The 12,186-nt window shown below is 71.0% G+C and carries 9 protein-coding genes, 2 pseudogenes and 1 riboswitch; of the genes and pseudogenes, 6 read left to right on the plus strand and 5 right to left on the minus strand.

Annotation, left to right across the window (positions count from 1 at the left end; translation table 11 throughout):
- Positions 1-508, minus strand: a pseudogene (locus GA0070604_RS34070) (DUF881 domain-containing protein); the annotation flags it as partial.
- A 230-nt stretch (positions 509-738) separates the two neighbouring features.
- Here GA0070604_RS34070 and GA0070604_RS00145 point away from each other — a divergent pair.
- Positions 739-1,001, plus strand: a pseudogene (locus GA0070604_RS00145) (cell division protein CrgA).
- A 298-nt stretch (positions 1,002-1,299) separates the two neighbouring features.
- Here GA0070604_RS00145 and GA0070604_RS33850 read toward each other — a convergent pair.
- The gene (locus GA0070604_RS33850; RefSeq protein ID WP_279615664.1) at positions 1,300-1,434 is read right to left on the minus strand and encodes a hypothetical protein; all 135 of its coding nucleotides are present in this window, start codon (positions 1,432-1,434) and stop codon (positions 1,300-1,302) included.
- Between GA0070604_RS33850 and GA0070604_RS00150 the strand changes: the two genes are divergently transcribed.
- A complete protein-coding gene (locus GA0070604_RS00150; RefSeq protein WP_091112164.1) occupies positions 1,412-3,613 on the plus strand; it encodes a (Fe-S)-binding protein in 2,202 nt (733 codons plus the stop codon). The genes GA0070604_RS33850 and GA0070604_RS00150 overlap by 23 nt on opposite strands.
- 66 nt (positions 3,614-3,679) lie before the next feature.
- Here the strand turns inward: GA0070604_RS00150 and GA0070604_RS00155 are convergent, their stop codons facing one another.
- Positions 3,680-4,354, minus strand: coding sequence for a GOLPH3/VPS74 family protein (locus GA0070604_RS00155; RefSeq protein WP_091126806.1), 675 nt, complete (start codon positions 4,352-4,354; stop codon positions 3,680-3,682).
- A gap of 122 nt (positions 4,355-4,476) precedes the next feature.
- On the opposite strand from GA0070604_RS00155, the gene GA0070604_RS00160 reads away from it, so the two are divergent.
- The 3 genes from GA0070604_RS00160 to GA0070604_RS00170 all read left to right on the plus strand — a co-directional run bounded on the left by GA0070604_RS00160 (position 4,477) and on the right by GA0070604_RS00170 (position 7,958).
- Positions 4,477-5,781: a hemolysin family protein gene (locus GA0070604_RS00160; protein WP_091126807.1), complete on the plus strand. Its 1,305-nt coding sequence runs from the start codon at positions 4,477-4,479 to the stop codon at positions 5,779-5,781.
- Entirely contained in the window at positions 5,774-6,778 is a 1,005-nt protein-coding gene (locus tag GA0070604_RS00165) for a hemolysin family protein (protein WP_091112167.1), read from the plus strand. The genes GA0070604_RS00160 and GA0070604_RS00165 overlap by 8 nt, the downstream gene beginning before the upstream one ends.
- Before the next feature lie 178 nt (positions 6,779-6,956).
- Positions 6,957-7,958 (plus strand): C40 family peptidase, encoded by a 1,002-nt coding sequence (locus tag GA0070604_RS00170; protein WP_091112170.1) that lies wholly within the window; start codon positions 6,957-6,959, stop codon positions 7,956-7,958.
- Positions 7,959-8,040: 82 nt separating this feature from the next.
- Here the strand turns inward: GA0070604_RS00170 and GA0070604_RS00175 are convergent, their stop codons facing one another.
- Positions 8,041-10,077, minus strand: coding sequence for an N-acetylmuramoyl-L-alanine amidase (locus GA0070604_RS00175; RefSeq protein WP_091112174.1), 2,037 nt, complete (start codon positions 10,075-10,077; stop codon positions 8,041-8,043).
- Positions 10,078-10,314: 237 nt separating this feature from the next.
- A riboswitch (cyclic di-AMP (ydaO/yuaA leader) is annotated at positions 10,315-10,452 on the plus strand.
- A 13-nt stretch (positions 10,453-10,465) separates the two neighbouring features.
- On the opposite strand from GA0070604_RS00175, the gene GA0070604_RS00180 reads away from it, so the two are divergent.
- Positions 10,466-11,500, plus strand: a complete 1,035-nt coding sequence (locus GA0070604_RS00180) for a C40 family peptidase (RefSeq protein WP_091112178.1) — start codon at positions 10,466-10,468, stop codon at positions 11,498-11,500.
- Between the two features lie 72 nt (positions 11,501-11,572).
- On the opposite strand, the gene dcd is transcribed toward GA0070604_RS00180, so the two are convergent.
- Entirely contained in the window at positions 11,573-12,151 is a 579-nt protein-coding gene (gene dcd, locus GA0070604_RS00185) for a dCTP deaminase (protein WP_091112182.1), read from the minus strand.
- Between the last annotated feature and the right edge of the window lie 35 nt (positions 12,152-12,186).

Genomic DNA, 12,186 nt, shown 5'->3' on the forward strand with positions numbered 1-12,186 from the left:
CCAGAGCGCGTTCACGACCGCCTGTACGTCGCCCTGATGGACCACCAGGTCATCGTTGCTGGCGCCTTTGGGCAGGGGCTGGTCGGGCCGCCGGGTCGCGTCGTTCAGCTCGACGATGATCCCGGTGCCGGTGAGCGCGGTGAAGCCGGCCGCCTCCCGGCTCGCGGCGGCCCGGTCCCGCTGCGCCTTGATCGGGCCGTCCGTGTCGGCCAGCGCGGCGGTCTGCTCCTCGACCTCGGCGCGCAGCCGGCGGCCGTGGCCTCGCTCGCCGCGACTGTTCGCGCCGGTCCTCGATCAGCTGGGTGAGCTGGGGTCGGCGGTCCTCCCGCAGCGAGGTGCCGCCGGCGGTGGTCGCGGTCGTGGTGAAGAGTAGCCCCGCCGCGGCGGCGATCAGGGGTACGCCGAGCGACCAGCCGGGCCGGCGCTGCCGTGCCCGCCGGGGCAGCAGGACGACGACCGCGCGCCGGAGGACCTTGCGCCAGGATGCGGCGCCGGACGTGTACTCCACCGGGCGTTCCCTTTCCCGTCGTCTCGTTCCGGCCCACCACGACCCGAACCGTGGGCTGAACCCGAAAAGTCCTACCCATTTCGGTCACTCCGTGCACCGGCCTGACCCTATTCATGGCTTGGACGGTCAGTCCGGACTACGCTAGCTGTCGAACATTATTGGCCATGGACCGTCGCCCCCGCGCCCGGTTGTCAGGCCGGACGAGGTCGTACCCCCCTCTGGAGAGCGTCGTGCCCAAGTCTCAGGTCCGCAAGAAGAAGGTGTACACCCCCCGACGGACGTGCGTCCGACGGCCACGGCGGCGACGCGCAAGCCCAGCCCGGTCTGGCTGCCGATCACCGCCGTCGCCCTGATCGTCGCCGGCATCGGCTGGTTGGTGGTGTATTACCTCTCCGAGCAGGCGTACCCGGTCATGTCGTGGGGCTACTGGAACCTCGCGGTGGGCTTCGGCGCGATGGTCGCCTCGCTGATTCTGCTCTCCCGCTGGCGCTGACCCGGTCGGCGGCCGGCCCGGTTTCCCGGGCCTCGGCTCAGCGCGTCCGACGGCGCGCGGAGAGTCGAGGTCGTCGCGGAGCCGGGCCGCTGACCTGTCTCACCCCGAACGGCCGCCGCTGGGCGGTTCAGCGCCGCCCCGGACATGGACGTAGGTCACGCCCGGACGCCCCTGCCCGGCATGCGGGCTCCGGTGCACCTAAGGTGTCGGCAGGGCGGCGTGGCCAGTGCGAGATGTCTCACGTTACCGATCGGTAACCTTGCGCGTAGGCTGCACTGCATGACCGAGCGGAGCGAGGTCATCGACCGGTCGGGTCGGGGTGGCGGTAGCGGCGGAACACCGCCCGCGCCCTGAGTCGGTCCCGGCCGCCGAGCCGCTCGACCACGCAGCAGACCGGGGAGGCCAACTCGATGGGCAGCGTCCAGATCGTCACCACGATCCTCGCGGCCGCCATCACCGCGGTGGCGGTGTGGCTTGCGGTACGCGCGGTCATGAAGATGGTGGCCGTCATCCGCCTCGGGCAACCCGCGCCGGAGCGGTTCACGGACAAGGGCACCCGTGCCACCAAGATGCTGGTGGAGACCGCCGGTCACACCCGCATGTTGAAGTGGAGCGTGGTGGGGGCCGCGCACTGGTTCGTGATGGTCGCGTTCATCGTGCTGTCGCTGCTGGTGCTCGAGGCGTACTTCGAGGTGGTCACGCCCGGGGGCGAGCTGCCGATCATCGGATCCTGGACGGTCTTCGGCCTGGCCACCGAGATCATCGGCGTGTTCGGCCTGCTGGGCATCCTGGTGCTGATGGCGATCCGGTTGCGCAACCGGCCCGCCCGACCGGGTAACCGGTCCCGGTTCACCGGCTCGACCATGTGGCAGGGCTACTTCGTTGAGTGGGTCGTGCTGCTGGTCCTGATCTTCGGCTTCCTGATCCGGGGCTTCAAGGTCGCCACCGGCCACTTCGAGTACCCGGTCTGGGCCGCCCCGGTCAGCCACGCCCTCGGCAACGCCCTGCCGGCGTGGGCGGCCGGCGTCAGCGTCGCCGCCCTCATCAAGATCATCATCTCGATGACCTGGCTCATCGTGATCTCGTTGAACGTCACCATGGGCGTCGCCTGGCACCGCTTCCTGGCGTTCCCCAACATCTTCTTCAAGCGCGACCCGGAGAAGGCGGCCGGCTCCGGCCTCGGCCCGCTGCGGCCGATGATGAGCGACGGCAAGCCGCTCGACTTCGAGGAGGCCGATCCGGAGAAGGACCAGTTCGGCGTCGCCCAGGTTGAGCAGTTCACCTGGAAGGGCCTGCTGGACTTCAGCACCTGCACCGAGTGCGGCCGCTGCCAGTCGCAGTGCCCGGCGTGGAACACCGGTAAGCCGCTGTCGCCGAAGCTGCTCGTGCTGAGCCTGCGCGACCACGCGTACGCGAAGGCCCCGTACCTGCTGGCCGGCGGCGGCAAGGACCTGACCGGCGAGGAGAAGGCCAGCCAGGAGCAGCTCGCCAACGTCGACGTGCTGGCCCTCGCCGAGGCGGACCGGCCGCTGATCGGCACCGCCGAGGAGGGCGGTGTCATCGACCCGGACGTGCTCTGGTCCTGCACCACCTGCGGCGCCTGCGTCGAGCAGTGCCCGGTGGACATCGAGCACGTCGACCACATCGTCGACATGCGCCGCTACCAGGTGCTGATCGAGTCGAGCTTCCCGTCCGAGGCCGGCGTCATGCTGCGCAACCTGGAGAACAAGGGCAACCCGTGGGGCGCCCCGCAGAACACCCGGGAGGACTGGACCAAGGGCCTCGGCTTCGAGGTGCCCCGGGTCGGCGAGGTCGAGGACTTCGAGTACCTGTTCTGGGTCGGCTGCGCCGGCGCGTTCGAGGACCGGGCCAAGAAGACCACCCGCGCGGTCGCCACGCTGCTCAACGAGGCGGGCGTCTCCTTCGCCATCCTCGGCGAGGGCGAGACCTGCTCCGGTGACCCGGCCCGCCGGATCGGCAACGAGTTCGTTTTCCAGATGCTCGCCCAGCAGAACGTCGAGACGCTGAACGAGGCGTTCGAGGGTCGGGAGAAGAGCAAGCGCAAGATCGTCGCCACCTGCCCGCACTGCTTCAACACCCTCGGCAACGAGTACGGCCAGCTCGGCGGCGAGTTCGAGGTGGTGCACCACACGCAGCTCCTGGCCCACCTGGTCGCCACCGGCAAGCTCACCCCGGTGCAGCCGGTCGACGGCGGCCTCACCTACCACGACCCCTGCTACCTGGGCCGGCACAACCGGGTCTTCACCCCGCCGCGCGAGGTCCTCGGTGCCGCACTCGGCTCGGCCGAGATCACCGAGATGCCGCGGAACAGCGAGCGCTCCTTCTGCTGCGGCGCTGGCGGTGCCCGGATGTGGATGGAGGAGAAGATCGGCAAGCGGATCAACGTGGACCGGGTCGAGGAGGCCATGTCCACCGGGGCGAAGACCATCGCGGTCGGCTGCCCGTTCTGCTCGACCATGCTCAGCGACGGGGTCAACGGCAAGGGCGCCGGGGAGCAGGTCGAGGTGATCGACGTGGCCAGCGTGCTGCTCCGCTCGGTCAAGCCGGAGGCCCCGGCGGGCGACAAGGAAGCCGAGCCGGTCGCCGGCTGAGGCGTACGCCGGGCTGCCTGACCCGCGGCGGTGGCACCTCGTTGGTGCCACCGCCGTCCGCGTCGGTCAGGTACTCGCCACGAAGGCGGCCGTGGTGGCCGCGGTGGTGGCGATCAGCAGCGCGGCCTGCGTCTGCTCGATGGCCTTCTTCGCCGCAGCGGAGGCCCAGTCGCCGGCGGCGATCTCGTCGAGGCGGGACTTGAGTCGGTCCTTCGGCACCTCGGGGAAGAGGCGGCGGTGCAGCCCCACCGCCCGGGTCAGCGCCAGCAACCCCGCCGTTCGGGCGTCCACCGGGCCGTCAACCGTCAGTGCGGCCGTCATCCGCTGCCGGGCCGCCGTCTCCACCGGGGGCTCCCCGCCGTCCGGCGACGGATAGCGGGTACGCGGGAAGACCCAGAGCACCCGGTCCGCCTCCCGGCGCAGGACACCCGCCGCGACGAGACCCGCCAGCACCTCGTCGGGCAGGCCCTTGGCCAGCCGGGGGATCCAGTCCTTCGGGCTGCGTCGTCGTCGGTCCGCGCCGATCGTGGCGAGAGCGGCGTCGAGCAGCGGGTGCCCGGTCGGGGCGGCGTCGCGGACCACGAGCCGGTCGTCGACCAGGTCGACGCGTCGGGCGAGCGCCAGTTCGACCAGCACCGCGCCGGCCAGGCCGTGGTCGAGGGCAGGGCTGCCGAGCCGGTTCACTCCGGCGTCGTCGTACGCGAGCAGGACGAGTTCGTCGGCGAGGGTGAGCCTTTCCATGCCGACCACGCTACGTCCGGGTCGCCAGGGCGCCCACCGACGCACTCGTGCCCCGGGCGGACCCGTGAAAGAATCCCGTCCGAGGTGAGGCGATCATCGATGCCCTGTTGGTCACCACGGTGTTGCCCCTGGTCGGCTTCGTCCTGCTGACCACCGGCAACGCGTTCTTCGTCGCGGCCGAGTTCGCCCTGGTCACCGTGGACCGCGCGGAGATCGACCGGCGGGCCGGCGAGGGGGACGGCCGGGCCGTCACGGTACGCCGGGCCCTGCGCGAGCTCTCCTTCCAGCTCTCCGGCGCCCAACTCGGCATCACCATCACCGCACTGCTCACCGGCTACCTCGCCGAGCCGGCCCTGTCCCGGATCTTCGCCCCGCTGCTGCGCCCGGCGGGCGCGGACCGGTTCGGCGGGCTGCTCGCGCTGGCCCTGGCCACGCTGATCTCCATGCTCTTCGGCGAGCTGGTGCCGAAGAACCTGGCTCTGGCCCGGCCGATGCCGGCCGCGCTCGGCACGGCCGGCCCGATGCGCGCCTTCGCTCGGGCGTTCGGCTGGCTGATCAGGTTGCTGAACGGCGCGGCGAACCGGTTGGTCCGCCGGCTCGGGGTGGAACCGCAGGAGGAACTGGCCAGCGCCCGGTCCCCCGAGGAGCTGGGGCTGCTCGCCGCGATCTCGGCCCGCGCCGGCGCGCTGCCGCCCGACACCGCGATGCTGCTGCGCCGCACCATCCGCTTCGGCGACAAGCGGGCCGCCGAGGCGATGACCCCCCGGGTGGACGTGGTCGCGCTGCGCGCCACCGCCACGGTCGCCGAGCTGCTGGACCTGTCCCGGGAGACCGGCCATACCCGGTTCCCCGTCTACGAGGAGACGCTGGACCTGGTCACCGGCGTCGCGGGGGTGCCGGACGCGCTCGGTGTGCCGCTGGCGCTGCGGGCGGCGACGACCGTCGCCGCGGTCGCCCGCGAGCCGGTGTTCGTCCCGGAGAGCCTCGACCTCGACGGCGTGCTCGCGGCGCTGAAGGGCGCGGGCGCGGACCTCGCCGTGGTGGTCGACGAGTACGGCGGAACCGACGGGGTGGTGACCGTGGAGGACCTGGTCGAGGAGCTGGTCGGTGAGATCGCCGACGAGTTCGACCCGGACGCGGTGGACGACCTCGGGCCGGTCGAGCTGACCGTGCCGGGCGGTGAGCGGACCATCCTGGTGGACGGCGTGCTGCGCGCGGACGAACTGGTCGAGCAGACCGGCTTCCGGCTGCCCGAGGGGCCGTACGAGACCCTGGGCGGGTTCCTGATGGCCCGACTCGGGCACATCCCCGCCCCCGGCGAGACCGTCGAGGAGGGCGGGTACGAGTTCACCGTCGTCGAGGTCGACCGGCACCGGATCGAGCAGGTTCGGGTGGTCCGCCCCGAGGAGCCCGACGACGATGCGTGAACTGCTGGTCGCGGTCCTGCTGCTGCTCGGCAACGCCTTCTTCGTGGGCAGCGAGTTCGCCCTGATCGCCTCCCGGCGTACGGTGATCGAGCCGCTCGCCGCGGGCTCCAAGCGCGCCCGGTGGGCGCTCGCCGCGATGAACCAGATCCCGCTGATGATCGCCGGGGCGCAGCTCGGCATCACGGTCTGCTCGCTCGGTCTCGGCGCGATCGCCGAGCCGGCGCTGGCCCACCTGCTGGAGACGCCGTTCGAGGCGCTCGGGCTGCCGGCCTCCGGGGTGCACCCGGTGGCGTTCGTGATCGCCCTGGGCGTGGTGGTGTTCCTGCACACCGTGGTCGGCGAGATGGTGCCGAAGAACATCACGCTGGCCGGCCCGGAGCCGTCGGCGCTCTGGCTCGGCCCGGCGATGCTGGCGTTCTGCCTGGCCACCAAGCCGCTGCTGCTGGCCATGAAGTGGTCGGCCCGGCAGGTGCTACGGCTGTGGCGGGTCGAGGCGACGGACGCGGTGAAGACGGTGTTCACCGCGGAGGAACTGGCCGGCCTGGTCTCCCAGGCGCGTACCGAGGGGTTGCTGGACGCCGAGGAGCACGCTCGGATCACCGGTGCGCTGGCCCTGCACAGCCGTACCGCGGCGGACGCGCTGCAACCCTGGTCGACGGTCACCACCGTGGCCGAGGACGTCTCTCCGGCCTCGCTGGAGGTGCTGGCGACCCGTACCGGCCGGTCGCGCTTCCCGGTGGTGCAGCGGTCCACCCGTCGGGTCCTCGGCTTCGTCCACGTGAAGGACGTGCTCGGGTACGCGGGCGCGAGCCGCCGGACGCCGGTGCCCGCCGAGTTCTACCGGCCGCTGGCGGTCGTGCCGCCCGACCGTACGCTGGCCGACCTGCTGCTCTCGATGCGCCGCGAGCGACGGCACATGGTCCTGGTGAGTGACGGCCGCCGGCCCCTGGGCGTGGTGACTCTCGACGATGTATTGACGGCTATTGTTGGCAGCTGAATGAATACCCTTGGTATTCAATTGATTGCGCACATGTGATTGAGTGATACCTCGCCTTGATTCCACCCGGTCGTCTTCCCTAATGTGGGGCACCGACCGCTGTGGTCGTCTGCCTCGACCTTCCCTCTCGCGAGGCGCCCAGCGGTCGGTTGCAAAGGAGTCCGTGCCGGTGGCAACCATGCCTCCTGATCGTCACGCCCGGCGCCACCCCCCGCTTCGACCCACCGGAGCGCGCCGGATCGTACGTCGTCTCCTCACCCTGGTCGCGGCCGCCGCGGTCGGCGCCGGGCTGCTGGCGGCTCCGGCGCACGCGGCGCCGTCGGTGGACGAGATCGACGCACAGATCGACAAGCAGTGGGAACAGCTCGAACCCACCATCGAGAACTACAACAAGGTCCGGGCTCAGCTCAAGGTCAACAAGAAGAAGTCGGCGGACCTCGAGAAGAAGATGGTGCCGCTGGAGCTGGAGTCGGCCCTGGCGATGAACCGGGTCGGTGACATCGCCGCCCGCTACTACATGACGGGCCCCTCCCAGGAGATCGGCGCCCTGCTGGTGAGCACCAAGCCGGGCACCCTCGGCGAGCAGCTCGTCATCCTCGACCGGCTGGCCCAGCAGCAGCGCAAGCAGGTCGCCGGCGTGCTCGCCATCCGCGACAAGTACAACGCGCAGAAGCAGAAGCTGGACGCCCTGATCGCCACCCAGACCAAGCAGGAGCAGGAGCTGGCGGCGAAGAAGAAGGAGATCAACGCCGAGATCAAGCGGCTGACCGCGATGCTGCCGAAGACGTCGATCCGGGTCGACGGCTGCCCGAGCGTCGACGGCGTGGTGAGCAGCGCCGCGCGGACCGCGATCAAGACGGCCTGCGCCCAGGTCGGCGACCCGTACGTGTGGGGTGCCACCGGCCCGAACGCGTTCGACTGTTCCGGCCTCACCCAGTACGCCTACAAGGCGGCGGGCATCTCCCTGACCCACTTCACCGGCGCGCAGTGGAAGGAGGGCAAGGCGGTGAGCCGCAGCGAGGCTCGCCCCGGTGACCTGGTCTTCTTCTACAGCGACCTGCACCATGTCGGGCTCTATCTCGGCGACGGGCTGATGGTGCACGCGCCACGGACCGGCAAGCCGGTCCAGGTGACCCAGATCAGCTACATGCCGGTCGCCGGCTTCCGCCGGCCCTACTGACCGCCGGCTTCCGCCGGCTCCGACCAGCACGAAGGCCCCCCGTCCACCCGGACGGGGGGCCTTCGCCTCGTTCGGGTTGCCGTTACCGGGGCGCGCCGACCGCCCCCGGCTGGATCAGCACGTCGTCGAGGTTCACGTACATGATCCGGTGGCCGAACTGTACCTGCACGTACTGGTTCTCGCCCCGGACGACCGTCCGGTCATCCGGCGCCGAGCCGTCGAACGAGACGGCCCGGTAGTACTCGCCCGGCAGAACGCCGCCGACCGCGTACCGCTGGCCCGCCGGGAAGGTGTACTGCAGCGGGGCGATGGCCTGGTACGGGATGGTCGACGGGTACGCCGCCTGCTCCGGGTAGGCGCGCCCGTACACCGGGATGGTGGCCTTGCCCGGCTTGGGGGTCACCACGAAGCCGTTCGCCCACTTCGCCGTCGGTGCCGAGGCCGGGTTGTGGAACCACGCCTTCTGGCCGAGGTACCAGATCGCCGTCCAGTCGCCCTGAACACCGGCGAGGGCGTACGTCTGACCGGCCGAGGCACGGGCGCCGTGGTCGGAGATGTACATGGTGTTCGGCGCGCCGTTCGGCTGCAGCCCCCGGTCGTTGACCAGCGGCGCGTCGATGCTCGGCGCGGTGCGCAGGATGACCGAGGAGGAGCCGCGCAGCGGGCAGGGCTGGATCGGCGGCAGCGGACTCGGGACGCCCGGCGGCTGCCGGTTGCAGCCGGTGAAGGCGGGCTGGTTGCTGGCGTAGTCCGGGTCGATGGTGACCAGGCCGGTGTGCGGGGTCCCGGTGCCCTTGAACGGCGCCTTCATCAGGTCGAAGTAGTGCGACCAGTCCCAGTACGGACCCGGGTCCCAGTGCATCCCGGCCACGTTCCCGGGGAGAATGCCGGGCACGTTGTCGTGGCCCAGGATGTGCTGCCGGTCCAGCGGGATCTGGAAGCGCAGCGCCAGGTGCCGGACCAGCTTGGCCGAGGTGCGGTACATCGCCTCGGTGTACCAGGTGCCATGGCCGGCGAAGCCCTCGTGCTCGATGCCGATGGACTTGGCGTTGACGTACCAGTTGCCGGCGTGCCAGCCCACGTTCTTCGCCTTGATGTGCTGGGCGACGTAGCCGTCCACCGAGCGCAGCGTGTAGTGCCAACCCAGGTAGGTCTTGTCCTGGACCAGCCGCACGCTGGGGCCGAAGTAGCCCTCGGTGTCGTGGATGATGATGTACTCGATCTTTTGCTGGGCCGGCCGGTCGGCGAGGTCGTGGTTGCCGTAGTCGCCGGAGCCGGGGCCGTACTGCTCGTAGGGCGCGGGGATCCACTCGCAGGCGAGGCGGACCGGGCACTCCAGGCCGTCCGGCCGCTCGGCGCGGCGCAGCCCGAGCTTGTGCAGCCCGGACTGGTCCGGCGTCACCGCCGCGGCGGCGAGGGTCACCTGCTGGCCGTCGTCGGTGGTCCGGCTGGCGCCCTGGCTGATCTGGTCGTACACCTCGTCGGCGAAGGCCGCCGCGGCGTCCTCGGTGTCCGCGCCGGAATACCGGGCCACCGCGCCGTACCAGGCCGCCGGGTCGCTGCCGGCGCCGACCGGCCCACCCAGCTCCTCCTGGTACGAGGCGAGCAGCGCCGCGCCGCCCCGGATGTTGGCGACGGCGTCGCTGCGCAGCGTCTCCTTCGACTCGCCGGTGAGCTCGGCGGCGGCGTCGAGGGTCTGTAGCGAGGCCTGCGGCAGCACGTCACCGCTCGGCCGGGCCGCGGTCGCCGGGTCGAGCGCGAGCGGCCGGGAGTCGTCGCCGCGCGGGTCCTCGTCCTCGTCCACGTGGGCGCTGGAGGGCGTCGAGGCGACCTGGGCGGCGTCGGTCAGGTGCATCGGGCCGTAGCCGCCGCTGGTGCTCGGCTGGCCCGGGTGGGTGTCCCAGCGGGACTCCAGGTAGGAGACGCCCAACAGGACGCTCTGCGGCACACCGTACTCCGCCGCCGCGGCGGCGTACTGCTGTTGGCGGTCCGGGTTGTCGGTGGTCGCGCCGGTGAGGGGCGCCGCCGCGGTGGGACCGCTGGTCGCGAGAGCGGTGGCCGCCGCTACGGCGGCGGCCAGCAGTATCCGTCTGCGCGACGGTAGGGCTGAGAGGTGCATCGAACCTCCAGATCGGGATGGGGGTCACTGCGTCCTCACCCTCGCTCCGCGCATGGCTCCTGGTCAATACCTTTCCAGGAAACGGTGTCTCCCGTAAGAAACCTTCACGCACCGCCGGTCGTGGCCGCGAATTCGGATACGGAGTGTCACGGCGTCGTGGGTTGCGGATTGATAACGACGATCTCTACTCTGGTCAGTCGTCGACCGGTAGGTTCACCGCCCAGCCCGGGTGGTGGCGGTCGGACACCGCCGAGTCGCCTCCGGGCGAGCCGGGGACCCAGGTACCTGGGGTGAATCCGCGCCGTGGTGCGGTAGGGCGGCTCCCTTCCCGCCCGAACCCGTCAGCTAACCCGGTAGGCGGTCCAGGAAAGAAGGAGTACGGAGCCCGGTGGCACACCATGCCCCGCGGCGACCGTCGGTCCGGTCGTTCGGCCGGTCGACGGCTGCGCCGCGTATCCGCTGGTCCCGCTTCACCACCGCCCTCGCCGCCCTGGTCGGCGCCGCCGTCGTGCTGACCGGCGGCCCCACGGCGGTGCACGCCGAACCGTCGGTCGCCGAGATCGAGCGCCAGATCGACGAGGACTGGAACAAGCTCGAACCGATCATCGAGCAGGTCAACGCCACCCGCGAGGAGCTTGCCGCCAAGCGCAAGCAGGCCGCCGCGCTGGCCAAGCAGATCGCGCCCTTGCAGGCTCGGGTCGACGAGGCCCTCGGACAGGTCGGCGGGCTCGCCGCCGACGCGTACAAGGGCAACAACATCTCCACGGTCAACGCGCTGCTGGGCAGCCGGTCGCCCGGCGAGATCGTCGACAGCCTCGAGTTGCTCGACCGCTTCGCGCACCGCCAGCAGCAGCAGGTGCAGGCCGTGGCCGAACTGCGCGACCAGTTGGCCGCGAAGAAGAAGCCGCTGGACGACATGGTCGCCCAACTGGCCCGCACCGAGGCTCAGCTCGCGGCCAGGAAGAAGCAGATCGACGCCGAGATCGCCCGGCTGCAGAAGTTGCGGCTCAAGGTGTACGGCAACGGCGGCGGTGGCCCGCTACGCCCGGCGCCCTGCCCCGCCGGCTACCCGGGTGGCCCCGCCGGGGTCGCGGTCAAGTTCGCCTGTGCCCAGATCGGCAAGATCTACGTCTGGGGCGCCGCCGGCCCGGACCACTACGACTGCTCCGGCCTGACCATGGCGGCCTGGGCCAAGGCGGGCGTCTCACTGCCGCACAACGCCCGGCAACAGCACGACGTCACCAAGCGGGTGAGCCGCGACCAGCTACGCCCCGGCGACCTGGTCTTCTACTACGGCGACCTGCACCACGTCGCGATGTACGTCGGCGGTGGCTGGGTGGTGCACGCCTCCCAGTCGGGCAAGCCGATCACGATGAAGCGCGTCGAGGACGGCCAGATCAACAGCTACGGCCGCCCCGGCTGATGTGAAAGGAGGGGCCCCTTCTTAACGCCTGAGGTAGAGGAAGGGGCCCCTGTTAACACCCGGTTGATGCGGTCAGCGGGTCGGCCAGGTGCGCCAGTTCTGCCACGACCGGCTCGGCGTGGGCCCGCGCTGCCCCTGGTAGCGCGAGCCGTAGACCGCCGAGCCGTACGGGTGCTCGGCCGGCGACGAGAGCCGGAAGATGCAGAGCTGGCCGATCTTCATGCCCGGCCAGAGAGTGATCGGCAGGTTCGCCACGTTGGAGAGCTCCAGCGTGACGTGCCCGGAGAAGCCCGGGTCGATGAAACCGGCGGTCGAGTGGGTGAGCAGACCGAGCCGGCCGAGGCTCGACTTGCCCTCCAGCCGCCCGGCGAGCTGGTCGCCGAGCGAGATCACCTCAAGCGTGGAGGCGAGCACGAACTCGCCCGGGTGCAGTACGAACGGCTCGCCCTCGGGCACCTCCACCATCGAGGTCAGGTCGTCCTGCTGCACGGCCGGATCGATGTGGGTGTAGAGGTGGTTGTTGAAGACCCGGAAGAGCCGATCGAGGCGTACGTCGATGCTGGACGGCTGCACCAGCGCGGGCTCGAAGGGCTCCAGCGCGAGCGTGCCCGCCTCGATCTCGGAGGTCAGGTCGCGGTCGGAGAGCAGCATCGGAACACCATAGCGACCGGTACGGGTGACCTGCG

The organism is Micromonospora eburnea (assembly GCF_900090225.1).
Lineage (GTDB): Bacteria > Actinomycetota > Actinomycetes > Mycobacteriales > Micromonosporaceae > Micromonospora > Micromonospora eburnea.

Bases quoted from the DNA above. Each gene is read 5' to 3' on its own strand.
- GA0070604_RS00155 (WP_091126806.1), bottom strand. From the start codon at position 4,354: ATGGAAAGGCTCACCCTCGCCGACGAACTCGTCCTGCTCGCGTACGAC.
- GA0070604_RS00165 (WP_091112167.1), top strand. From the start codon at position 5,774: ATGCGTGAACTGCTGGTCGCGGTCCTGCTGCTGCTCGGCAACGCCTTC.
- GA0070604_RS00175 (WP_091112174.1), bottom strand. From the start codon at position 10,077: ATGCACCTCTCAGCCCTACCGTCGCGCAGACGGATACTGCTGGCCGCC.
- GA0070604_RS00170 (WP_091112170.1), top strand. From the start codon at position 6,957: ATGCCTCCTGATCGTCACGCCCGGCGCCACCCCCCGCTTCGACCCACC.
- dcd (WP_091112182.1), bottom strand. From the start codon at position 12,151: ATGCTGCTCTCCGACCGCGACCTGACCTCCGAGATCGAGGCGGGCACG.
- GA0070604_RS00150 (WP_091112164.1), top strand. From the start codon at position 1,412: ATGGGCAGCGTCCAGATCGTCACCACGATCCTCGCGGCCGCCATCACC.